This window comes from Pseudomonas sp. LBUM1660 (assembly GCF_059695935.1).
Genome location: NZ_CP166795.1, coordinates 3,615,830 through 3,638,932, shown reverse-complemented (window position 1 = coordinate 3,638,932; position 23,103 = coordinate 3,615,830). Strand labels below are relative to the sequence as shown.

The following is a 23,103-nucleotide window of genomic DNA, read 5'->3' as shown; positions in this document are numbered from 1 at the left end:
CCCGCTTGCCCGCTTACTGAAAATCGTCACGCCTCATCCATAAAACCAACAAGAATGTGGAGAAAGACTTTTCATGAAGACCAAGATCCGTTTTGCCTCACTGGCCTTGTCCCTGATGTTCGCCAGCGGCGCTGCACTCGCCGACATGAAGATCGGCGTCAGCATGTCCCAGTTCGATGACACCTGGCTGACCTACCTGCGCGAATCCATGGACAAGAAAGCCAAGTCCTATCCCGACGGCGTGCAGTTGCAGTTCGAAGACGCCCGCAGCGACGTGGTCAAGCAGTTGAGCCAGGTCGAAAGCTTCATCAGCCAGAAAGTCGATGCCATCGTGGTCAACCCGGTGGACACCGCCGCCACCAAAAAAATCACCGAAGCCGCCGTCAAGGCCGGCATCCCGCTGGTCTACGTCAACCGTCGTCCCGATGACCTGAAATTGCCAAAAGGCGTGGTCACGGTGGCGTCCAACGACCTGGAAGCCGGTGAAATGCAGATGCAATACCTGGCCGACAAAATGGGCGGCAAGGGCGACATCGTGATTCTGCTGGGCGACCTCGCGAACAACTCCACCACCAACCGCACCAAAGGCGTGAAAGAGGTGTTGGCCAAATACCCGAACATCAAGATCGAGCAAGAACAGACCGGCACCTGGCTGCGGGATAAAGGCATGACCCTGGTCAACGACTGGCTGACCCAGGGCCGCAAGTTCGATGCGGTCGTGGCCAACAACGACGAAATGGCCATTGGTGCCGCGATGGCCCTGCAACAGGCCGGCGTCGACAAGGGCAGCGTGCTGATCGCCGGTGTCGACGGTACGCCGGATGGCTTGAACGCGATCAAGAAAGGCAGTCTCGCGGTCTCGGTGTTCCAGGATGCGAAAGGCCAAGCGGACGGCTCCATCGACACGGCAGTGAAAATGGCCAGGAACGAACCGGTTGAACAGGCCGTGTGGGTGCCATACCGCTTGATCACGCCGCAAAACGTCGACACGTTCAAATAGCCCGTCCGCCCCATAACAATAATAAGCACGCAAGGTTGCCACCGCGACCTTGCTGATGGAGTACCTGATCATGTTCGCTTCAGCGACTGCTTCGAGCACCCCGTTGGTGGGTATCCAGCCAACCGCAACACCTGTCGATGAGCCGTACCTGCTGGAGATCATCAACGTCAGCAAGAGGTTTCCCGGTGTGGTGGCGTTGTCCGACGTGCAGCTGCGGGTCCGCCCCGGCTCGGTCCTGGCGCTGATGGGCGAGAACGGCGCGGGTAAATCGACCCTGATGAAAATCATCGCCGGCATCTACCAGCCGGACGCCGGCGAACTGCGCCTTCGCGGCAAACCGGTGGTGTTCGACACGCCATTGGCCGCGCTGCAGGCCGGGATCGCGATGATCCACCAGGAACTCAACCTGATGCCGCACATGAGCATCGCCGAGAACATCTGGATCGGCCGCGAGCAGCTCAACAGCCTGCACATGATCGACCACCGCGAGATGCACCGCTGCACCGCGAAATTGCTGGAGCGCCTGCGGATCAACCTCGACCCGGAGGAGCAGGTCGGCAACCTGAGCATCGCCGAGCGGCAGATGGTCGAGATCGCCAAGGCGGTGTCCTACGACTCCGACATCCTGATCATGGACGAACCGACCTCGGCCATTACCGACAAGGAAGTCGCGCACCTGTTCTCGATCATTGCCGACCTCAAGAGCCAGGGCAAAGGCATCATCTACATCACCCACAAAATGAACGAAGTGTTCGCCATCGCCGATGAAGTGGCGGTGTTCCGTGACGGCACCTACATCGGCCTGCAACGGGCCGACAGCATGGACGGCGACAGCCTGATTTCGATGATGGTCGGACGAGAGCTGAGCCAGTTGTTCCCGGTGCGCGAGAAGCCCATCGGCGATCTGCTGCTGTCGGTGCGCGACCTCAAGCTGGACGGTATTTTCAAAGGCGTGTCCTTCGACCTGCATGCGGGCGAGATCCTCGGCATCGCCGGGTTGATGGGCTCGGGCCGCACCAACGTTGCCGAAGCGATTTTCGGCATCACTCCGAGCGACGGTGGTGAGATTCGCCTCGATGGCGAAGTGGTGCGCATCAGCGATCCACACATGGCGATCGAGAAGGGCTTCGCGTTGCTGACCGAGGACCGCAAGCTCAGCGGCCTGTTCCCGTGCCTGTCGGTGTTGGAGAACATGGAAATGGCGGTACTGCCGCATTACGCCGGGCACGGCTTTATTCAGCAGAAAGCTTTGCGGGTGTTGTGCGAAGACATGTGCAAGAAGCTGCGGGTGAAAACCCCGTCACTTGAGCAGTGCATCGACACCTTGTCCGGCGGCAATCAGCAGAAAGCCTTGCTGGCGCGCTGGCTGATGACCAATCCGCGAATCCTGATCCTCGACGAGCCGACCCGCGGCATTGATGTCGGCGCCAAGGCCGAGATCTACCGGCTCATCTCCTACCTCGCCAGCGAAGGCATGGCGGTGATCATGATTTCCTCGGAACTGCCGGAAGTGCTCGGCATGAGCGACCGGGTGATGGTCATGCATGAGGGCGACCTGATGGGCACCCTCGAACGCAGCGAAGCGACCCAGGAGCGGGTGATGCAATTGGCCTCGGGGATGTCCCAATGCCATTGAGTCAAGGGTGAACACAATTTCTGTGGCGAGGGAGCTTGCTCCCGCTCGAGTGCGCAGCGCTCGCCAGGTCTGGGTAAATCCGAGAGCCAGGGGGCCGCTTCGCAGCCCAGCGGGAGCAAGTTCCCTCGCCACAGGTATGTAGTCGATGCCAGATTTTTTAGAAGGTGAGTGGTTATGAACGCGATACTGGAAAACAAGCCAGCAACGGCACCGGTCAAGAGTCGCCGGCGCTTTCCGACCGAGTTGAGTATCTTCCTGGTGCTGATTGGCATCGGCCTGGTGTTTGAAGTCTTCGGCTGGATCGTGCGCGACCAGAGCTTCCTGATGAACTCCCAGCGCCTGGTGCTGATGATCCTGCAAGTGTCGATCATCGGCCTGCTGGCGATTGGCGTGACCCAGGTCATCATCACCACCGGGATCGACCTGTCATCCGGTTCGGTGCTGGCGCTGTCGGCAATGATCGCGGCGAGTCTGGCGCAGACCTCGGATTTCGCCCGGGCGGTGTTTCCGTCATTGACTGACTTGCCTGTGTGGATTCCGGTGATCGCCGGGCTCGGCGTGGGACTGCTGGCGGGTGCAATCAACGGCAGCATCATCGCCATCACCGGGATTCCGCCGTTCATTGCCACCCTCGGCATGATGGTGTCGGCGCGTGGCCTGGCGCGGTTCTACACCGAAGGCCAGCCGGTGAGCATGCTCTCGGATTCCTACACGGCCATCGGACATGGCGCCATGCCAGTGATCATTTTCCTGGTGGTCGCGGTGATCTTTCACATCGCCCTGCGCTACACCAAGTACGGCAAGTACACCTACGCCATCGGCGGCAACATGCAGGCGGCGCGCACCTCGGGGATCAACGTCAAGCGGCACTTGGTGATCGTCTACAGTATCGCCGGCTTGCTGGCCGGCCTGGCGGGCGTGGTCGCTTCGGCGCGTGCCGCGACCGGGCAGGCGGGGATGGGCATGTCCTATGAGCTGGACGCGATTGCCGCGGCGGTGATCGGCGGCACCAGCCTGGCCGGCGGCGTCGGGCGCATCACCGGCACCGTGATCGGTGCATTGATTCTCGGGGTGATGGCCAGCGGGTTTACCTTTGTTGGGGTTGATGCGTATATTCAGGACATCATCAAGGGACTGATTATTGTGGTGGCGGTGGTCATCGACCAATACCGCAACAAGCGTAAACTCAAGCGCTGAGTCGTAGAACGGACAGCCAATGCGCCACGCCTGACCCGCGTGGCGCAGCCATTTGTCTTCTCTATACAGCCGCTCGATTGAATTTCTTGCTATAAACGCACTCCGATAACCATCGCAAAGGCCGCCATAGAGCACTTTCCGGGCTTTGTCGGACAAATTCGCTGTCTTTTCAGTTGCTGAGGCCTCAAGTCGGCCTTAGACTGCCGGCCCTCGTAAATTGAGTGCCGGGTGGCGCTTGGAATAAACGGCGCCTTTCCGATGGCCAGACCTGGTCCACCGGAACGCTCCCTAATTCGCCTTAATGCACGTTTTTTTATAGAGATATCAATGACAAAGGACAAGTTGCTGGCCATGCCGGCGGATGACTACATGAATGCCGAGCAACATGCTTTTTTCTACGAGCTGTTGCAGAACATGAAAGTCGAAACCCATGAGCGCATCGAACAGAACCGCATCGCCATCGAGAGCCTGGACACTCCAGCCGATCCGGCCGACGCTGCTTCTGTTGAAGAAGAGCGCACCTGGCTGGTGAACGCGATCGATCGCGATCAGCGCATGCTGCCTCAGTTGGAACAGGCTCTGGAACGCATCAAAGAAGACAGCTTCGGCTGGTGCGACGACAGCGGCGAGGCCATCGGCCTGAAACGCCTGCTGATCAGCCCGACCACCAAATACTGCATCGAAGCTCAAGAGCGTCACGAACAGATCGACAAGCACCAGCGTCAGGCCTGATTTCGTAGCGCCCCGCATCGCGGGCAATCCCGCTCTCACGGTTCACGATGAACCTGTAGGAGCGAGGCTTGCCCGCGATGCTTTTTGCCGTCTGCGAAAAGCTCGCGTACTTCTATTGATCTGCTGCAACGCCCACTACTAATGGACCATAGATAATGGCCTTGTAGTGGCGTTTAATGCAGGCACAACAATTAGAAGGTACATGGGGTGACGAAGATGACGAGAGACGGATCTCTGGTTGCGGCAGTGCCTGCACCAGTGTTTTTGCCGAAAAACCTTTGGCTGACGCCAACCCTGCAAAGCATCGCCCTGATGCTCTTGCTGTGTGGCATGGCGCTGGGTGGCTGGTCGCTTTACCTTTGTCTGCCACTGGCGGTGCTGGTGATCTGGCTGCCTCGCCTGCGCTCGCGCGCCACGCCCGAAGCAACAACGGTCGACAGCGCCAGCGCGATCGCCGAGTTGACTCGCGATCTTTCCTACACCACCAGTCATAACGCTTTGTCGGCAGCGGGCGTGGCCTTTTCGGTCAAGCAACTGGCGGACAAACTGCAATCGCAACTCGACGCGGCGGCGCAAATCGTCAGCAATGCCGAAGTGATGATCGCGACCGAACAAGCCACCTCGACACTCAGCCGCGAAGCCCTCAGTGCCGCCAGCGAAGCTCATCAGAGCAGCGCGGCAGGGCGCACGGAACTGATCGAGTCCATCAGCCGCATGCATCAGCTCAGTCAGCGCGCCAGTAACAGCCGTGAACTGATCGAAGCCCTGAGCCTGCGCAGTGACGATATTCAACGGGTCACCCTGGTGATTCAGTCCATCGCCAGCCAGACCAATCTGCTGGCCTTGAACGCCGCGATTGAAGCGGCTCGGGCCGGGGAACATGGTCGCGGGTTCGCGGTGGTGGCGGATGAGGTTCGCGGTCTGGCGGCGCGTACGGCGACGGCAACTTGCGAAGTCGGGGAGATGGTCGCCGATATCCAGCAGCGCACGGCGCAGGTGGTGGAGCAGATCCGGCAACTGTCCAGCGACCTCGATACCGGTGTCGAGCAGGTCGAGCACACCGGACAGCACCTGGAAAACATTGCGCGTCTGGCTGCCGGCGTCGAACATCAGGTCGGGGAAATCGCCAAGGGCGCGGACACCAACCGCGAACAACTCGACAGCCTGTTCCATGCCATCGAACAGATGCGCAGCGACCTGGCGGTCAGCGACCAACAGACCCAACGCCTGGCTCAGGCTGCCGTGCAGATGGAAGGTCAGGCCGAAACCATCAGCGAGCGTCTCGCCGAGGTCGGGCTGGATGACTACCACCAACGGATCTATGACCTGGCCCGCGAAGGCGCCGGCCAGATTGCCGCGCGCTTCGAAGCGGACATCGACCAGGGGCGTGTCAGCCTCGATGACCTGTTTGATCGCAATTACCAGGCGATCCCCAACACCAGCCCGGCCAAGTTTCAGACGCGCTTTGATCGCTACACCGATCAGGTCTTGCCCGCCATCCAGGAGCCGTTGCTGCCGCGCCATGAAGGCCTGGTGTTTGCCATCGCCTGCACCCAGCAGGGTTACGTGCCCACCCATAACAAAATCTTCAGTCAGCCGCTGACCGGCGATACGCAGGTTGATACGGTACAAAACCGCACCAAGCGCAAATTCGCCGACCGCACCGGCATCCGCTGCGGCAGCCATCAACAGCCGGTGTTGTTGCAGACCTACACCCGCGACACTGGTGAACTGATGCACGACCTCTCGGTGCCTATCATGCTTAAAGGCAGGCATTGGGGTGGATTGCGGTTGGGGTACAAGCCGCAGAGTGCTCGCTAGATGCTCAACCTGATAACCGGTGAGCAAGTCTGAAACTCAACTGTGGCGAGGGAGCTTGCTCCCGCTGGGCTGCGTAGCGGCCCCAAGACGGGCCTGCTGCGCAGTCCAACGGGAGCAAGCTCCCTCGCCACAGGTTTATCGCTGACGGAAGACAGGCGGGCTAGTGAACCTGATGCATACGCAAGTTCAGGTCGTCGACCGCCCCAGCCCAATCGGCATCTTCACGCAATTGTTCTTTGAGGAAGCCGGATTGTTGTGGCGTCCAGAAATCGGCATCGATGAGTTTCTTGTCGTTGGCCAAAGGCGAATGGCTGGCGATGAAATCGTCGATGGCTTTCTCGCTGGAGTCCAGACCGAGCTGGTCGAACAAACCTTTCAAGTCGTGTGTAGGTGAATCCATCTTCATCTCCTGGCGGGTCGCGTCGAGTGCGATATCTGAGGTGCGGCTTCATTGCATCTGAGGGGGCCGCGCTTCAGGAGTTCGATTGCGATGTGGGGAAGCAGGAGAGAGCATAGACTGCAAATCCGGCGATCAGGCTTTCAATGCACCTTCATCGACAGCAGTTTTCAGGGCCTGGGCAGCCTCTTTGGCGGCGATGGCGGCGACGTCGGAGGTCTTGAACCAGCGATCTTTTTCGACCTGGTGATACGTCACCGTGGTCAACGGTGGTTTGGCACGCATGACAATGACTGCCTGGAATTCGCCTTCGACCTCTCTGGCTTCGCCCCGGATAAAAAATTCACCGATATCAAATTCCGTCACGTAGCTGCCTTCCCTTGGAAATAGAGTGTTGTGTTGAACGCCGTCCGTCCTGGGGACGGATTTTATTGGTCGGGCAGTATGGCAGTAGTTGCCTGCCGGCGGCTGAGTTAAGTCGCCGGCATGACGAAACGTCTATAGACATGAATGCAGGGGAACGCGTCAGATGCGAGACTCAAGCGAGCGGGCAAGTGCGCAGGCTTCGTTATGGCTGCCGCGGAAACCTCTTACACGACCCGTGGAAATTTCCTTGATATGGAAGAAAGCGTTACCGGCCAGCACGACCTGAAAGCGTGGCAGCAGAAGGCTTTCAGGCTGAAATTCATGCGGCTGGAACACCGCGGGGTGCAAGTGGGTGCAGCTGTTCGCGCGCGTTGCCTGAGGGGAAGCGAAGTGAGTCATGGTGCACATGTGAAGTCCTTTTCATTGTTTTGCCGACGTGTGTACGTCGTTTTGGGTAGTCTCGGTGAGCATCGCTGCTCTAGAATCAGCATCATTGGCTGGCGAATGGTGTTCATCTAAAGCAATTTTTTACTTGCGATATGTCGGAAAAGTGCTTTTTTTAGAGAGTTTTTTCCCTAAAGTTGGTAATCCGGTTTCCTCTGGCTGTAAGAAGGGCGTTTTCCTTCAACATCTGACGACTTTCACAGAGGACGGCGCGAGTGATATTCCAGTAATCTCACTGACCTCGCGAGGCATGAGCGCTCTGCTCGGCTCAAGATTTCAACCCGGGTCTTACGGCAACACTTCGGCATAGCCGCTTTATTCTGCTGTGCGCTTTTTCTGCGTGCGGCATCATTTTCAGATGTGGGGATGTTTCCTTGGCAGTAAGTAATCTCGATATGCATGCTTTGTTCGTGCTGGGTGATTTGCGCGCAAAGCTGGTTAAACAGTTTCAGTCACGTTTCGTTTACATCACCGAACAGAACGCTGAAGGCATTTACATCGCCGAGATCGACACCGAAGAGGCGCTGGTGGTCGATGACAAGCCAGGGCTCAAGCTCAAGGTCGGCGATCATTTCAGCGCTTCGGTTCTGCCCAGTCGTGAAGGCGGCAAGCTCGACATCAAGTTCCGTGAAATCAAACTGACGGTTTACGGGCTGGGCGATTACGCCTTTGTCACCACCGCAGAGGGTCACGCGATTGTGTTCAAGGAAGGTCATAGCGTGGTGATGGTCTTCGCTGCGCACCAGCAGTTGCAGGAAGGCCTGACCAAAACCCTGAAAGCCGTGACCGCTAAAGCAGCCAAGTGGCGCAAAGGCGAACTGATCACGTTCAAGGCCAGTGAGTAATGACCCTGACCCGCGCCGATTTCCACGAACAGAACCAAGCCAGTGCGCACGTCGAAGCCCGGCGACTGTTCGAGCACAAGGCGGTTCTGCAGGGAGGCTGGCTGACGTGGGTGGCGTCACAGATTTACACGCTGCGCCCGGCGGCCTACGCCAGCATGGTAAGAAGAGAGCTGGCACGCTTGCAGGAAACTTCCGAAAATTAAATCACACCCCTCGAAAGCAGGAACCTCTACTACAGTCAGTTGACTGAGTATTCAGAGGCTTGCGGTCTTCTGTCAGGCCATCCTGCTATTGCTGTGAACAGCACGAGGTGCAAAAGCATGAAAGGATTTCGACGGTTATTGGCCGTTGCCCTGGCCACGTTGGGAGTGTTGAGCTCACCCGTTCCGGTCTCCGCGGCACAGGCGCCGATCCACTTCGCCGACCTGAACTGGGAAAGTGGCAGCTTGATCACCGACATCCTGCGGATCATCGTCGAGAAGGGCTACGGCTTGCCGACCGACACCTTGCCCGGGACCACCATCACCCTGGAAACCGCATTGGCCAACAATGACATTCAGGTCATTGGCGAGGAGTGGGCCGGTCGCAGCCCTGTCTGGGTCAAGGCTGAAGCCGAAGGCAAAGTCGCGAGCCTGGGCGATACAGTCAAGGGTGCAACTGAAGGCTGGTGGGTGCCCGAATATGTGATCAAGGGCGACCCGGCCAAGGGCATCAAGCCACTGGCCCCAGGCTTGCGCAGTGTCAGCGACCTGCCCAAGTACAAGGATGTGTTCAGCGATCCGGAAAGCCCGGGCAAGGGACGCTTCCTCAACAGCCCGATTGGCTGGACATCGGAAGTGGTGAACAAACAGAAACTCACGGCTTATGGCCTGAACGACAGCTATGTGAATTTCCGCAGCGGGTCCGGGGCGGCGCTGGATGCTGAGATCAGTTCGTCGATCCGTCGCGGCAAGCCGGTGCTGTTTTACTACTGGTCACCGACGCCGTTGCTCGGGCGCTTCAAGCTGATTCAGCTGGAGGAGCCGCCCTTTGACGCCGAAGCCTGGAAAACCCTGACGGACGCTGACAACCCCAATCCGAAACCGACGCGCTCGCTGGCCTCGAAGCTGTCGATTGGCGTGTCTACGCCTTTTCAAAAGCAGTATCCGCAGATTGCCGACTTCTTCAGCAAGGTCGATTTTCCGATCGACCCCTTGAACAAGGCACTGGCTGAAATGAGCGAAAAACACACCCCGCCACGTCAGGCAGCGGAGGCGTTCATGAAGGCGCATCCTGAGGTGTGGCAGGCGTGGGTGCCGAAGGATGTGGCGGATAAGGTCTCCGCCAGCCTCCAGTGACTATTGTGGCGAGGGAGCTTGCCACAGGATTAGTGCCTGGCATCTGATCCTGTGGCATTCCGACAATGCTTTTAAAACCGCGTCTGCACCGCCAATTCAAAAGTCCGCGGTGTCCCGAGGTAATACGCCGGCGACACATGCGCAAACTCGGCATACACCTCATTGGTCAGGTTTCGCACCCGGCCGGTGACGGTGGTGTGCCGGTCGACCTTGTATCTGAGGAACGTGCCGTAGAGCGTGTACGACGGCACCGTCATGGTGTTGGCGCTGTCGGCGAACACCGAGGCCACATAACGCGCATCGACACCCCCTTGCCATTGCGGCGCGAAGTCATAGGTCAGCCACAGATTGCCGACCCGGTCCGGCACGTTGGTCGGCGTGTTGCCCTTGCGTGAAACCACCACGCCGGCCGCATTCTTCTCGGTGAACTCGTCGTATTGCGCATCAACCCACGCGAAGTTGCCCTCGGCCAACAGCTTGTCGGTGATCCGCAACGAACTGGCCAACTCAATGCCCTTCGACGTCTGCTCACCCACTGGAATGCTGAGAGTCGGGTCCAGTGGATCGGTCACTGCGAAATCCTTTCGCTCAATCGTGTACGCCGCCACCGTTGCCGAACCGCGCCCGTCCAGATAATCGAGCTTGCTGCCGACTTCCCATTGCTTACCCGTGGACACGTCAAAATCCTGCGTGCCGTTGGGCTGTTCGGCGGCGGTGCTGTATTGCACGTAGACATTGGCGGACGGAATGAACTGGTAGGTCAGGCCGACCCGGCCGGTCACCGGCTCCCAGCTGCGCTTGAGGTGCCGGGGATTGCTGGCGGTCACGACTCGGTGGTTGGTCACGTCCAGGTCGATGTCGTCATAACGCAGGCCGGTCAGTAACGCCAGTTTGTCGGTCAGCGCCAGGCGGTTTTCGGCGAACAGGGCTTTGGTGGTGACCTCGTTGGTCTTGTCGCTGACAAAACCCGGTCGGGTGCCGGGGATGTCATAGAAGTGCCCCGGCTGAAAGTTGTTCGGGGCGACGGTGCTGGCGCCTTTGACGTTCAAGGGCGAGTTGGTGGTCTGGTTGACCTTGTACTCGAAACCGCCAGACCAGGTGGTGTCCAGGCCAAGCAGCGTGTTGTCGTGGCGCAGTTCGAACTGGTTGCCGTTCTGCTCGCCCTGATGCCGGACCTGATACACAGTGGAGCGGTTCACCGCGCTGTTGTCGGCGTTGTACTGGTAGGTTTCCAGGTTGCGGTAATCGCGCTGGCTGTCGAGGTGGTACAGGGTGTTGCGCAGGGTGGTGCTGTCGTTGATCCGGTAGTCGATGATCGAGCGAACCCAGATCGTGCGTTGCTCGTAACGACCGTCTTCAACGTTGTAGTTGTTGAAGCGGTTGTGCTTGTCGATCTTCAGCTCGCCGGCCTTGGGGTTGAGCACGGGCGTGCCCCAGTATGGACTGTCTTCGTGCTCATCCTGATATTCCAGCGCCAGGGTGTGGGACAGGTTGGGCGTCAGGTCGCTGAGCAGCGAGAACGCGACGCTCCAGGCATCGCGCTCCTGGCGGTCGATGTAGCCATTGCCGGTGTTGTGGCTGACGTCGAGACGCGCATAGTGCTGCACATCGGCGCCGGCTTCGCTGAGTGCGTGGTTGAGGCCGAACGCGGTCTCGGTGGTGTCATAAGTCCCATAACTGACGCGACCTTCAATCGCTTGCTCTTCGCGGGTCGCGAGTTTGGTCACGTAGTTCAATGAGCCGCCCACGGAGCCGGCGCCATTGATCAGCGACGATGGGCCGCCCACCAGCTCGACCCGATCGTAAATCCACGCATCCACCGGCCGGGCGAGGCCGCTGGAGACGTTGATGCCGTTGAACATCTGGGTGATCTGGCTGCTGGTGAAACCGCGGTAGGAGATGAACCCGCCGAACCCCGGCGGTGCGCTGGCATTGACGCCGGGCAAGGTGTTGGCGGCGTCCTGGAAGTTTTGCGCGCCGTGGCGCTCGATGTCGTTGCGGTCGGCGATGGCCACCGAGGCGGGGGTTTCACGCACGCTCAGGCCCAGACGCGAGGCCATGCCGCTGGATTGATCAAGACTCAACCCCGGCTCAGCCGTCGCTTCGCCATCAATGGTAATGGGTGCAAGGTCGACGGTGGATTGCGCCCAGGCGTTTACAGACAGGCAGCCGCACAGGCTGGCCAGCAGAGGGCTTACTAACAAAGAAGCATGTTTCATCGAGGAATCCTGAATACTTGTCTAGGAAACAGCGCACAGGCAAACGCCACGCGTTGACGCGGTGGGCTGATCGGAAAAGGCGAAGAAATTCAGGCGAAAGGCGGGGCGCGAGGATTGGCCGAGGGCCAGGTGAAGCGGTCAGGGAGGTCGGCATTGGCGACGACGGCCAAGGGCGGGCTGTGTTGCTCTGGGAGGATCGCCAGGGTCAGGCTGGAGTTGAGCGCCGGGCCCATGCCGCCGGTGGAACATAGCGGGCAGCCGAAGGCTTTGGACAGGGTCGGCAGGTTGTCTTCGGATGTGTTCGTTGAGGCCGGCGCCTGGGTGGCCGGATCAACCGAACAGAACTGGCCGCCGACGCCATTGAGCTGCATCCCGACCATTTGCCCGTGACCGATACTGCAGGCAAACACGTTGAACAGGACGCAGCAATAAAGCATCCAGGCCATCAATGTGCGGTCAGTTCGGGCGAGTTTCATGGAGCGGCACTTTACCACCGTCGATGACAAATACCCTTACAAAATCGTTCAATGAGGTTCATCCTGCTGCGACATTTCACGCTGGATGTCTGAATATGAGCCTAATGGTCGCGCAATGGATTGCAGCAATCTTCCTCTTGATCAGCCTGGTCCACCTGTACTGGGCGGCGGGCGGCAAGGTGGGAAGCGAGGCGGCGGTGCCGCGAGTGCCCAAGGAGGGCGGCGCAGGATCCAGGCCGGCGTTCAAGCCGTCAGGGTTTACCACGTTGCTGGTAGCCGTGGGGTTGCTGTTGATCGCGATGCTGGTGTGCCTGCGGGTCGGGCTGTACTTGCCGACGGTGCATCACCGGTCTCTGCAATGGGTGATCAGCGCCATTGCGATGCTGATGTTTGCCCGGGCGATTGGAGATTCGAATCTGATCGGGTTCTTCAAACAGGTCAAGGATTCGAAGTTTGCCCGGCTCGACACCTGGGCGTATTCGCCGTTGTGTGTGGTGTTGGGGGCCGGGTTGTTAGCCGTCGCCTGGATCTGAAAAGCTTCGCGGGCAAGCCTGCTCCTACGGGTTTTGGGTCGACCACACGTTGGTGATTTCCCACGATCCTGTAGGAGCGAGGCTTGCCCGCGAAGAGGCCCTGACATCCAACACAATTCTTCTGAATTAACTCCCGCTTTCTGTGCGCCGACTACTCACCTCAGCCGGCACATCATCCCCCGCCATGCGCTTGCGAAACAGCGCCGCCCGCGCCAGCAGCAATGTGGTCACCGGCACCGTGATCGACAACAGAATCGGAATCAGCCAAGCGTGCAGCACCGGCCCGGACTTGAGCGCCGAAAAGTAAATGATCGAGGCCAGCGCCACACACCACGCCCCCAAGGTCGAGGCCAGTGCCGGCGGGTGCATGCGCTGGAAATAATCCTTCATCCGTACCAGGCCAATGGCGCCGATCAGCGCAAACAGACTGCCGAGCACCAGCAGGATCGCCACCGGAATTTCAACCCACAGAGACAGTTCCGCGTTCATTCGATCACCTCGCCACGCAGCAGGAATTTGGCCAGGGCAAACGAGCCGACGAAGCCGAACAGGGCGATCAGCAGCGCCGCCTCGAAGTAAGTGTCACTGGCGTACCGAATGCCCAGCGCCAGCATCATCAGCATCGCGATGATGTACAGGTAGTCCAGCGCCAGCACCCGGTCCTGGGCCGACGGGCCTTTGAACAGGCGAATCAGGGTCAGGATCATCGCCAGCGAAAAAATGAACAGGCTCAGCAGGATCGCGTTCGACAGCAATTCGCTCATTCGAAGATCTCCATCAAGGGGCGCTCATAGGTCGCCTTGAAGTGCTCGATAAACAGCGCTTCATCATCCAGATCGAACACGTGCAACAACAGGATGCTGCGGTCCAGCGCCAGCTCCGACCAGACCGTCCCGGGGACCACCGTGCAGATCATCGACAGCGCCGCGAGGCCGTTGGCGTCGCGCAAGTCCAGCGGCACCTTGATGAAGCGCGAGCGCGGTGGACGGCGACCGGCGTTGAGCACGCTCCAGGCCACGACGAGGTTGGACACCAACACGTCGCGACCGACCAGGAAGAACAAACGCAGGATCACCCCCGGACGACCAATGCGGATCGGCAGCGGCCGCAGCTTGCGCATCATCAGTGGCGCGCAGAACCCCAATATTGCGCCGAGCAACAGGTTGCCGGGGCTCATCGACAGGTTCAGCACCAGCCACAACAGCCCCAATGCCAGCGACAACCACGGTGCCGGAAAAAGACGCTTCATGGCTGTACCTCCAGCATCGCCGCCTTGGCTTCCGGGCTCGGCACCACACGCGTACCCAGCACCGCCATGACGTATTGCTGCGGGTTGTTCAACGCATCAGCGGCCGCCTGGGTGTAGCGCAGCAGGGGGTCGGCCTTGAAGGTCAGCGCAACGCTCAGCCCCAGCAGGACGATGATCGGCACGCATTCGAAGCGGCGCAGTAAGGGCGATGGCCGCTCTTCGGGTGTCCAGAAACGCTGGATGCCCAGGCGCGAGAAGGCAATCAACGACGCCAGCCCGGACAGGATCAGCAACGCCAGCAAGCCCCACGCCGCGTTCGACACCGGCACATCGGTGCTATTGCCCAACCCCAGCGGGTTGAGCAGGGCGCTCAGCAAGCTGAGTTTGCCAATAAACCCGGACAGCGGCGGCATGCCGATAATCAGCAGCGAGCAGGCAATAAAGCTCAAGCCGAGGAAGGCCATGGTCCAGGGAATCACCTGGCCGACCACGGCTTTCTGTTCGTCATCGAGGTTGATGCCTTTGGGCGGTTGCAGGGACTCCATCGGCCGAGGCAGCAGGTCGCCGTCGTCGAACAGCGGCATTTCATTGGCCGAACGTGAGCGCTCGATCAATTCGGCCAACAGGAATAGCGCGCTCAATGCCAGGGTCGAGCTGACCAGGTAGAACAGCGCCGCGCCGATCAGGTTCGGCTGGGCAAAGCCGATGGCCGACAGCAGAATCCCCGCCGACACCAGAATGCTCAGGCTGGCCATGCGTTCCAGCCGTTGTGCGGCGAGGATCGCCACGCCGGCGCAGACGATGGTCGCCATGCCGCCGTAGATCAGCCAGTCGCCGCCAAAGTACGCCGACGCCCCGGCCTGGCCGGAGAACAGCAAGGTCCACAAGCGCAGCAAGGTGTAGACGCCGACCTTGGTCATGATCGCGAACATCGCCGCCACCGGCGCGCTGGCGGCGGAATAGGCCGGCACCAGCCAGAAGTTCAGCGGCCACATCCCGGCCTTGGCCAGAAACGCCACCGCGAGAATCCCCGCGCCGGCATGCAGCAAGCCGCGATCGGCTTCGGGCACCAACGGGATCTTCAGCGCCAGGTCGGCCATGTTCAGGGTGCCGGTGACGCCATAGATCAGCGCCGCGCCGATCAGGAACAGCGACGAGGCGAGCAGGTTGATCGAGATGTAATGCAAACCCGCCGACACCCGTGACCGACCCGAACCGTGGAGCATCAGGCCATAAGAGGCCGCCAGCAACACTTCAAAAAACACAAACAAGTTGAACAGGTCCGCCGTCAGGAACGCGCCGTAAAGGCCCATCATCTGAATCTGGAACAGCGCGTGGAAACTCGAACCGGCGCCGTCCCATCGCGCCATGGCGAACAGCAAGGCACTGACGCCGATGATCCCGGTCAGCACCAGCATCAACGCCGACAGGCGATCGACCACCAGCACGATACCGAACGGTACCTGCCAGTTGCCCGGCAGGTAGACGCCGATCGAACCGGGCACGCCAGTGGTTTGCGTCCATTGCAGCAACAGCACGGAAATCCCTAGGCCCAGCAGGCTGGAGAACAGGTTGATCTTGGCTTTTAATGGCCGATGTTTCTCGCCCAGCATCAGCATGAGGGCGGCGGTCAGCAGCGGGAGCAGAATCGGTGCGGCGATCAGGTGCGTCATCGCAGTCATTCTTTTGGCTCCCGGCCATCGACATGGTCGGTCCCGGTCAAGCCGCGCGAGGCCAGCAGCACGACCAGAAACAGCGCGGTCATGGCAAAGCTGATCACGATGGCGGTCAGCACCAGCGCTTGCGGCAAGGGGTCGGTGTAATGCAACAAGTCCTGCGGCACGCCGTCCTTGATGATCGGCTCCTTGCCGATGAACAGGCTGCCCATGCTGAAGATGAACAGGTTGACACCGTAGGACAGCAGGCACAGGCCCATCACCACCTGAAACGTCCGTGGCCGCAGAATCAGCCAGACGCCGGACGCGGCCAGGACGCCGATGGCGATTGCGATGACTTCTTCCATCAGACGGCTCCTTTGGTGGCGACGGATCTGGGCAGGGCAGCGGTCTTGTGACCCCGGACCGATTGGTGAGCGAGGGCAGTGAGGATCAACAGCGTCGAACCCACTACCACGGCGTACACGCCGATGTCGAAGAACAGCGCACTGGCGACGTGAATGTCTCCCAGCACCGGCAATTCGAAATGCCAGGTGTGGGTGGTCAGGAACGGATACCCGACCGCCATCGCGCCGAGTCCGGTGACCGTGGCGAACAGCAGGCCGGTGCCCATCCAGCGCAGTGGTCGCAGGCTCATTTGCGCCTCGACCCACTGGGTGCCGGCGACCATGTATTGCAGGATGAAGGCGACCGACATCACCAGCCCGGCAACAAAACCGCCACCCGGTTGATTGTGCCCGCGCATGAACAAGTAGAAGGACACCACCACGGCAATCGGCAGCAGCAGGCGCACCAGCACCGCCGGGACCATCATGAAGCCGAGCGCGGTGTCGCTGGCCTGGCGCGGGTTGACCAGGTCGGTGACCACGTCGGGCGCCAGCAGGCGTTGCTGGGCCGGCAATTGCAGGCTTTCTTTCGGCGGACGGAAGCGGCGCAGCAAGGCGAAGACGGTCAGGGCTACGGCCGCCAACACGGTGATTTCACCGAGGGTGTCGAAGCCACGGAAGTCCACCAGCATCACGTTGACCACGTTGCTGCCGCCGCCTTCGGGCAGGGCGCGACTGAGGTAGAACGAAGAAATGTGGTTGGGCGTCTGGCGCGTCAGCATCGCGTAGGACAGCAACGCCATGCCGCCACCGACGACGGTCGACAGCAACAAGTCGCGGATACGACGGATACGCGCCTTGCGCAGGGTGCTCGGCAGTGGTGACACCTCTTCGATCCGTCGCGGCAGCCAGCGCAGGCCGAGGAGGATCAGCACCGTGGTCACCACTTCAACCGCCAGTTGCGTCAATGCCAGGTCTGGCGCCGAGAACCAGACAAAGGTGACGCAGGTCATCAGGCCGCAGACGCTGACCATGGTCAGGGCCGCGAGCCGGTGATACTTGGCCTGCCACGCCGCGCCGAGGGCACAGGCAATCGCCAGCAGCCACAGGGTCACGAACACGATCGAACCCGGAATCTTCGGCCGGTCACCCCAGCTCAAGCTGCTGTGCAGCATTGGGATCAACCCGGCCAGCACGGCGGCGAGCACCACCAGGAACAATTGGGTTTGCAGGCGCTTGGTGCTGATCCGCCGTTCCAGCCGACGGGCCAGGCGCATCATGACCACCAGGCTACGTTCGAACAGACGCTTGCCGTTGAAGCGGCCAATGAGCGGTGGGTATTTGAAACGCCCGCGCTTGAGCTGATTGCGCAGCAGCAGGTAGAGCACGATGCCGCAGGACATGGCGATCAGGCTCATGATCATTGGCGCGTTCCAGCCGTGCCAGATCGCCAGGCTGTATTGCGGCAAGGTGCCGCCCACCACAGGCAGGGCCGCCGCGGACAACAGCGGGCCGACCACTTGCGCCGGGAAAATCCCCACGACCAAACAGGCGAACACCAGCAGTTCCACCGGCGCACGCATCCAGCGCGGCGGTTCGTGCGGGGTGTGGGGCAGGTCGGTGGCGGTCGGGCCGAAGAACACGTCAACGGTGAAGCGCAGCGAATAGGCGACGCTGAAAGTACCGGCGATGGTCGCCACGATCGGCAAGGTCATCTCGACCCAGGCCGTGGCGTTGATGAACACGGTTTCGGCGAAGAACATCTCTTTGGAGAGGAAGCCATTGAGCAGCGGCACACCGGCCATCGAGGCGCTGGCGACCATCGCCAGGGTGGCGGTGAACGGGATCAGCTTGATCAGACCGCTGAGCTTGCGGATGTCACGGGTGCCGCTTTCGTGGTCGATGATCCCGGCGGCCATGAACAGCGAGGCCTTGAACGTGGCGTGGTTGAGGATGTGGAACACCGCGGCCACGGCGGCCAACGGACTGTTCAGGCCCAACAACAAGGTGATGAGGCCAAGGTGGCTGATGGTCGAGTAGGCCAGCAAACCCTTGAGGTCGTTCTGGAACATCGCACAGTACGCGCCGAGCAACAGGGTGCAGGCCCCGGCGCCGCTGACGATGTAGAACCATTCTTCACTGCCGGACAGCGACGGCCAGAGCCGCGCGAGCAGAAACACCCCGGCCTTGACCATGGTCGCCGAGTGCAGATAGGCCGAGACCGGTGTCGGTGCCGCCATCGCGTGGGGCAGCCAGAAGTGGAAGGGGAATTGCGCACTTTTGCTCAGGGCGCCGATCAGGATCAGGGGTAGCAGGATAGGGTAGAGGGCATGTGCGCGAATCAGATCGCCGGCGGCCAGGACCTTGTCCAGGTCATAGCTGCCGACCACATGGCCGAGCAGCATGACCCCCGCCAGCAAACACAAACCGCCCGCGCCGGTGACCATCAGCGCCATATAGGCGCCGCGTCGCGCATCGGCGCGGTGGTGCCAATAGCCGATCAACAGGAAGGAAAAGAGGCTGGTCAGCTCCCAGAAAAACACGATCTGGATCAGGTTGCCGGAGATCACCAGCCCGAGCATCGCGCCCATGAACGCCAGGAAAAATGCAAAGAACCGCGGCACCGGATCGTCCGGCGACATGTAATAGCGGGCGTATAAAGAGACCAGCGTGCCGATGCCCAGCACCAGCATCGAGAACAGCCAGGCGAAGCCGTCCATGCGCAGAACGAAGTTCAGGCCCAGGCTGGGCAACCAGAAGAATTCTTCACGAATGACGCCGCCGTCGGCGATTTGCGGGTACAAGAGGGCAACCTGGATGGTGCCAATCAACGCCACCAGGCCAGCCAACAAAGATTCGGTATTACGCGCGTTGTGTGGCAGCAAAGCCGCCAGACAGCTGCCAATAAACGGCAGAAGCAGTAGAACTATCAGGGACATAGGCTTCTAATCTGCGGAAGTTTGTGAAGCATCATACGTGCCAGCTCCCGGATCACCAAACGCGAAGCTGTCGCAGAATCCTACAAAGGTAGATGGGAAAAGCCTGATTTACACTGTTTGAAAGGTATGTTTTTGGCAGGTCCGGCCCCTTCGCGGGCAAGCCTCGCTCCTACGGGTTTTGCGTCGTTCGCAAGTTCGGGTATCGACACAAAATCTGTAGGAGCGAGGCTTGCCCGCGAAGGCAATATGGCAGGCACTGAAAATCTTGAAGCTTAACCTTGGGTTTCCTGTTCCAACTCTTCTTCGGTCGCAGCCGCTTTACCCTTGGTCTTCAACTCACTCACAATCACCGCCGCCACAATCAACCCCGCACCCACCAGTGCAATCGCCGGCAACCGCTCCCCGGCGATCCTTCCGACAATCCCGGCCCACACCGGCTCACCCGCATAAATCAACGTCGCCCGAGTCGGCGAGACACTCTGCTGTGCCCAGTTCATCGCCACCTGGATCGCCGCGCTCGCGGCACCCAGGCCCAACGCGCTGCACAGCAACAGCCACGAGAAATCCGGAATCACTTCCTGAGTCGGCACCACCATCAGGAACGCCAGCACCGAGGTGGTCGCCAGTTGCACCACCGTCACCCGGCGCACATCGACTTGACCGGCATAGGTGCTGATCAGAATGATCTCCGCCGCAATCGCGACCGCACTGATCAACGTGGCGATTTCACCCGGACTGAAATTTAACGAAGCGCCCGCAGGCCCGGACAGCAACATCAACCCGGTAAACGCCAGCATGATCCCGAGGCTTGGCATCAGCCCCGGACGCCGCCCCAGCACCAGCCATTGCAGCAACGGCACAAAGGGCACGTACAGTGCGGTAATAAACGCCGACTGACTGCTGGGAATGCTTTGCAAACCCACGGTCTGCAAGCCGTAACCGAGCATGATCGCCACGCCGATAAAGGCACCGGCCTTGAGTTCGAACAGGGTCAGGTCTCGCAGGTGACGCCAGGAGAACAACGCAACAATGATTGCTGCTGCGGCAAAGCGCAGGCCGACAAAAAACATCGGTCCGCTGACGGTCATTGCATGCTGCACCAGCAAGAATGTCCCGCCCCAGACCATGGTGATCAGCACCAGCACGCACTCGGCCTTGCTGAACCGCGAGAAACGGGGAGAAGTGGGAGAGGCGTTCACAGACGTCATGACCTTGCGCGCTACCTGAGGGCGACGCACAATGCGCCGAATGTTGCGCAGTATACTGCCCAACCCCACCGAGTGAGCAATATAGTGCACAAAGATTCTACCCCGCGGGCTTCGGTCCTTCAGCACGTCAGCCAGAACGTCCGACGCCTGCGCCATGCCGCCGACATGAGCCAGGCCGCGCTGGCCGAAAAGTCCGGGGTCAGCCGGCGCATGCTGGTGGCGATCGAGGCCGGCGAGAAGAACGTCAGCCTGACCACCCTCGACCGCGTGGCCGAAGCGCTGGACGTGGCGTTCAGCGATCTGATTCAAGCCCCGGATGCCCGCGACCCGAGCCGCATCAACGAAGTGGCCTGGGCCGGAAAAATTCCTGGCAGCAAAGCCGTCTTGCTGTCCAAGGCCACCGCCACCCGCGAGGTGGAACAGTGGGAGTGGTGCCTGCAACCGGGGGAGGTTTATCCGTCGCAACCGGATGCGGAGGGGTGGAGTGAGCAGATCTATGTGTTCGAAGGCTGCCTGACGTTGATGCTGGGCGATACGCCGCAGCACATTGCTGCCGGTGAGTTTTTCATGTTCCCCAGCAACCAGCCCCATGCCTATCGCAACGATGGGCCGGTGGCTGCGCGGTTCGTTCGTAACGTGGTGATCTGACTGTTCGCCGGTCAACACAGGACAAATACATTACTGTTTTTAAGCTGCAAGTGTTTATCTGATAAGTATCCTAACCTGTTGAAATATAACCGAATCAAGTTAAGGTGCGACGTCTGCTGAAGCTCTGGTGTATTCACCAGAATCCCGGAGTCGGCTCATGACAACTCCAGCGCAATCATGACTTCGGCAACGTCCTGAAGGGCTTCCGATTCGGCAGTGCTTTCTCCCAATCCAAAAGCAACAACTGGCGCTTTCGAAACCCGCATTCGCATCGATCAAGACACGGCACAAATCGACGACAAGACGTTCTACTTTACCGGCGTTGATGACGCGTCCTACTTTGGTACTGCTTGATGAGCCTTCCATGGGTTTGGCGCCTATTATCGTCCAGGAGATTTTCGAGATCGTCGCGCAACTCAATCGTGACGAGCAGGTGAGCTTCCAGATTGCCGAGCAACACATTAACGTGGCACTGAACTACGCATCGACGGCCTACGTCCTCGATACCGGCCGAGTGGTGCTGTCCGGGAGCAGCGAGTCGTTGCTGGCGCGGGGCGATCTGCACGATTTCTATTCAGGCAAACATTGACCGGTGAGAACGCCATGACTCAAACCCAGCGCGCACAGGCGACCGACGCCATCCGCCATGCGGACATCCTGATCGTCGGCGGCGGCCTTAGCGGCACGATGCTGGCGGCGCAGTTGTTGCGATTGCCTGGCCAGCGTTCGGTGCTGGTGATCGAGCCGCGCGCCGAACTCGGCCGGGGCGAGGCGTACAGCGCGGTCGAGCTGGGCCATACGCTCAACGGCAATGCCGCGCGCATGAGTGTTGACCCGGACAACGCCGACGACCTGACCCAATGGCTGACCGGGCACATCGCGGCGGGTGGCTGGCCGGAGTCCGATGAGCAACATTTGCCAGTCAGCGAGTTGTTCCCGCCCCGGGGCCTGTTCGGGGTGTACGTGCAGCAGCGTCTGGCAGAGGCGCAAGCGGTGGGGGCGGTGAACGGTTCAACGGTCGAGCATGTGCGGGCCGAGGTGGTTGATCTGCAAACCCGGGACGACTCGGTGCTGCTGACCCTGAGTGACGGGCAACGTTTGCAAGGCGCTTACGCGGTACTGGCCACGGGGATGTTTCCCGCTGCGCGCACACCGCAGACCGAATCCAGCGGTTTGAACGCGGCGGCGCTGGATCCGTGGGATGTCGCGGCCATGCACCAGCTGGACCCGCAGTCGACGGTGTTGATCATCGGTTCGGGGCTGACCATGGTCGATGCCGTGGTGTCGCTGGAGCAGGCCGGGCATCGCGGGCCGATCGAAGTGTTCTCCCGTCACGGCTTGCTGCCGCACGTGCGCCGGCAACCGCCGGCCTGGGGGGATTTTCTCGCCGAGGATCCGAGCCTTCGCACGCCTCGTCAGCTGGTGCGCGAACTGCGCCGGCATTGCCAGGACGCCATCGCTCAAGGCATCGACTGGCAGGCACCGCTCGACACGGTGCGGGCGCATATTGGCCGGTTGTGGAATCAGGCGACGGACGTACAGCGTCGACAGTTTGTGCGGCACGTGAGGCCCTGGTGGGAAAGCCATCACCACCGCTCGCCGCCGTTGAGTGCCGAGCTGGTGGCACGGCTGCACAAGGAAGGGCGGTTGCGGATTCAGGCGGCGTCGTTCAAAGGGCTGGAATCGACGGTCGAGGGGCGGGTGAGCATCCGCATCCGCCGTCGTGGCGAGGTTGAAAGCACGGTGGTCAGCGGCGCGGCGTTGATCAATTCCAGCGGCATCGAATACGACTGGCGCCGGGTGGCCCGACCGCTGCCGCAGCAACTGCTGGCGCGCGGGTTGATTCGTCCGGGGCCATTGGCGTTGGGGATTGCAGCGGCGGTTGATGGCGCTGTGCTGGACGCTGACGGACAGGTCGCCCAACGCCTGTTCGCCATGGGCCCGCCGTTGCGCGGCATGTGGTGGGAAAGCACGGCCGTCACCGACGTGGCCAGCCAGGCCAAAGCCCTCGCCGAACGACTCGCCCGGTCGCTGTAGCCGCTGTCGAGCTTGCG

General features: G+C 60.6%; 23 protein-coding genes and 1 pseudogene. 12 read left to right on the top strand and 12 right to left on the bottom strand.

Annotated elements, in window-relative coordinates; all coding sequences use genetic code 11:
* Nucleotides 1–73 precede the first annotated feature (73 nt).
* The 5 genes from ACA068_RS16980 (at nucleotide 74) to ACA068_RS16960 (ending at nucleotide 6,386) form a co-directional block, all read left to right on the top strand.
* Nucleotides 74–1,000: a sugar ABC transporter substrate-binding protein gene (locus tag ACA068_RS16980; protein WP_497303372.1), complete on the top strand. Its 927-nt coding sequence runs from the start codon at nucleotides 74–76 to the stop codon at nucleotides 998–1,000.
* Between the two features lie 70 nt (nucleotides 1,001–1,070).
* Nucleotides 1,071–2,636 (top strand): sugar ABC transporter ATP-binding protein, encoded by a 1,566-nt coding sequence (locus ACA068_RS16975; protein ID WP_497303370.1) that lies wholly within the window; start codon nucleotides 1,071–1,073, stop codon nucleotides 2,634–2,636.
* Nucleotides 2,637–2,810: 174 nt separating this feature from the next.
* Entirely contained in the window at nucleotides 2,811–3,833 is a 1,023-nt protein-coding gene (locus tag ACA068_RS16970) for an ABC transporter permease (protein WP_461958470.1), read from the top strand.
* A gap of 327 nt (nucleotides 3,834–4,160) precedes the next feature.
* On the top strand, nucleotides 4,161–4,565 hold the full coding sequence (locus ACA068_RS16965; protein WP_010459637.1) for a TraR/DksA family transcriptional regulator: 405 nt from the start codon (nucleotides 4,161–4,163) through the stop codon (nucleotides 4,563–4,565).
* 216 nt (nucleotides 4,566–4,781) lie between these two features.
* The gene (locus tag ACA068_RS16960) at nucleotides 4,782–6,386 is read left to right on the top strand and encodes a methyl-accepting chemotaxis protein (protein ID WP_497303369.1); all 1,605 of its coding nucleotides are present in this window, start codon (nucleotides 4,782–4,784) and stop codon (nucleotides 6,384–6,386) included.
* A 160-nt stretch (nucleotides 6,387–6,546) separates the two neighbouring features.
* Here the strand turns inward: ACA068_RS16960 and ACA068_RS16955 are convergent, their stop codons facing one another.
* The 3 genes from ACA068_RS16955 to ACA068_RS16945 form a co-directional block, all read right to left on the bottom strand.
* Nucleotides 6,547–6,786 carry a DUF2789 domain-containing protein gene (locus ACA068_RS16955; RefSeq protein ID WP_497303367.1) on the bottom strand — a complete coding sequence of 80 codons (240 nt, stop codon included), beginning with the start codon at nucleotides 6,784–6,786 and terminating at the stop codon, nucleotides 6,547–6,549.
* Between the two features lie 132 nt (nucleotides 6,787–6,918).
* Nucleotides 6,919–7,149, bottom strand: coding sequence for a hypothetical protein (locus tag ACA068_RS16950; RefSeq protein WP_010459643.1), 231 nt, complete (start codon nucleotides 7,147–7,149; stop codon nucleotides 6,919–6,921).
* 159 nt (nucleotides 7,150–7,308) lie between these two features.
* Nucleotides 7,309–7,557: a hypothetical protein gene (locus ACA068_RS16945; RefSeq protein WP_497303365.1), complete on the bottom strand. Its 249-nt coding sequence runs from the start codon at nucleotides 7,555–7,557 to the stop codon at nucleotides 7,309–7,311.
* A 410-nt stretch (nucleotides 7,558–7,967) separates the two neighbouring features.
* Here ACA068_RS16945 and ACA068_RS16940 point away from each other — a divergent pair, with 410 nt between their 5' ends.
* From ACA068_RS16940 to ACA068_RS16930, 3 genes are all read left to right on the top strand, one after another.
* A complete protein-coding gene (locus ACA068_RS16940; protein ID WP_042932119.1) occupies nucleotides 7,968–8,438 on the top strand; it encodes a hypothetical protein in 471 nt (156 codons plus the stop codon).
* On the top strand, nucleotides 8,438–8,641 hold the full coding sequence (locus ACA068_RS16935; protein WP_403097083.1) for a hypothetical protein: 204 nt from the start codon (nucleotides 8,438–8,440) through the stop codon (nucleotides 8,639–8,641). The genes ACA068_RS16940 and ACA068_RS16935 overlap by 1 nt, the downstream gene beginning before the upstream one ends.
* A gap of 117 nt (nucleotides 8,642–8,758) precedes the next feature.
* On the top strand, nucleotides 8,759–9,775 hold the full coding sequence (locus tag ACA068_RS16930) for an ABC transporter substrate-binding protein (RefSeq protein WP_497303363.1): 1,017 nt from the start codon (nucleotides 8,759–8,761) through the stop codon (nucleotides 9,773–9,775).
* A 71-nt stretch (nucleotides 9,776–9,846) separates the two neighbouring features.
* Here the strand turns inward: ACA068_RS16930 and ACA068_RS16925 are convergent, their stop codons facing one another.
* On the bottom strand, nucleotides 9,847–11,994 hold the full coding sequence (locus ACA068_RS16925; protein ID WP_497303361.1) for a TonB-dependent receptor: 2,148 nt from the start codon (nucleotides 11,992–11,994) through the stop codon (nucleotides 9,847–9,849).
* An 89-nt stretch (nucleotides 11,995–12,083) separates the two neighbouring features.
* The gene (locus ACA068_RS16920; protein ID WP_497303359.1) at nucleotides 12,084–12,470 is read right to left on the bottom strand and encodes a DUF2946 domain-containing protein; all 387 of its coding nucleotides are present in this window, start codon (nucleotides 12,468–12,470) and stop codon (nucleotides 12,084–12,086) included.
* A 95-nt stretch (nucleotides 12,471–12,565) separates the two neighbouring features.
* Here ACA068_RS16920 and ACA068_RS16915 point away from each other — a divergent pair, with 95 nt between their 5' ends.
* Nucleotides 12,566–13,003, top strand: coding sequence for a DUF3995 domain-containing protein (locus ACA068_RS16915; RefSeq protein ID WP_497303358.1), 438 nt, complete (start codon nucleotides 12,566–12,568; stop codon nucleotides 13,001–13,003).
* 126 nt (nucleotides 13,004–13,129) lie between these two features.
* Here the strand turns inward: ACA068_RS16915 and ACA068_RS16910 are convergent, their stop codons facing one another.
* From ACA068_RS16910 to ACA068_RS16880, 7 genes are all read right to left on the bottom strand, one after another.
* Complete coding sequence (locus ACA068_RS16910) at nucleotides 13,130–13,492, bottom strand: Na+/H+ antiporter subunit G (RefSeq protein WP_010459660.1); 363 nt, start codon at nucleotides 13,490–13,492, stop codon at nucleotides 13,130–13,132.
* Nucleotides 13,489–13,767, bottom strand: coding sequence for a K+/H+ antiporter subunit F (locus tag ACA068_RS16905; RefSeq protein WP_007935991.1), 279 nt, complete (start codon nucleotides 13,765–13,767; stop codon nucleotides 13,489–13,491). The genes ACA068_RS16910 and ACA068_RS16905 overlap by 4 nt, the downstream gene beginning before the upstream one ends.
* Nucleotides 13,764–14,252, bottom strand: a complete 489-nt coding sequence (locus ACA068_RS16900; RefSeq protein WP_497303356.1) for a Na+/H+ antiporter subunit E — start codon at nucleotides 14,250–14,252, stop codon at nucleotides 13,764–13,766. Before ACA068_RS16900 ends, ACA068_RS16905 begins: the two co-directional genes overlap by 4 nt.
* Complete coding sequence (locus ACA068_RS16895) at nucleotides 14,249–15,934, bottom strand: monovalent cation/H+ antiporter subunit D (RefSeq protein ID WP_497303354.1); 1,686 nt, start codon at nucleotides 15,932–15,934, stop codon at nucleotides 14,249–14,251. Before ACA068_RS16895 ends, ACA068_RS16900 begins: the two co-directional genes overlap by 4 nt.
* Nucleotides 15,931–16,275, bottom strand: coding sequence for a Na+/H+ antiporter subunit C (locus ACA068_RS16890; RefSeq protein WP_007986256.1), 345 nt, complete (start codon nucleotides 16,273–16,275; stop codon nucleotides 15,931–15,933). The genes ACA068_RS16895 and ACA068_RS16890 overlap by 4 nt, the downstream gene beginning before the upstream one ends.
* Complete coding sequence (locus tag ACA068_RS16885; protein ID WP_497303352.1) at nucleotides 16,275–19,193, bottom strand: monovalent cation/H+ antiporter subunit A; 2,919 nt, start codon at nucleotides 19,191–19,193, stop codon at nucleotides 16,275–16,277. The genes ACA068_RS16890 and ACA068_RS16885 overlap by 1 nt, the downstream gene beginning before the upstream one ends.
* A 272-nt stretch (nucleotides 19,194–19,465) precedes the next feature.
* Nucleotides 19,466–20,491, bottom strand: a complete 1,026-nt coding sequence (locus tag ACA068_RS16880; RefSeq protein WP_497303350.1) for a DMT family transporter — start codon at nucleotides 20,489–20,491, stop codon at nucleotides 19,466–19,468.
* On the opposite strand from ACA068_RS16880, the gene ACA068_RS16875 reads away from it, so the two are divergent.
* From ACA068_RS16875 to ACA068_RS16865, 3 genes and pseudogenes are all read left to right on the top strand, one after another.
* The gene (locus ACA068_RS16875) at nucleotides 20,486–21,049 is read left to right on the top strand and encodes a helix-turn-helix domain-containing protein (protein WP_497303348.1); all 564 of its coding nucleotides are present in this window, start codon (nucleotides 20,486–20,488) and stop codon (nucleotides 21,047–21,049) included. The two genes, ACA068_RS16880 and ACA068_RS16875, sit on opposite strands and share 6 nt — an antisense overlap.
* Nucleotides 21,050–21,368: 319 nt before the next feature.
* Nucleotides 21,369–21,638, top strand: a pseudogene (locus ACA068_RS16870) (ATP-binding cassette domain-containing protein); the annotation flags it as partial.
* 14 nt (nucleotides 21,639–21,652) lie between these two features.
* Nucleotides 21,653–23,086, top strand: coding sequence for an FAD/NAD(P)-binding protein (locus ACA068_RS16865; RefSeq protein ID WP_497303347.1), 1,434 nt, complete (start codon nucleotides 21,653–21,655; stop codon nucleotides 23,084–23,086).
* The last annotated feature ends 17 nt before the right edge of the window (nucleotides 23,087–23,103 follow it).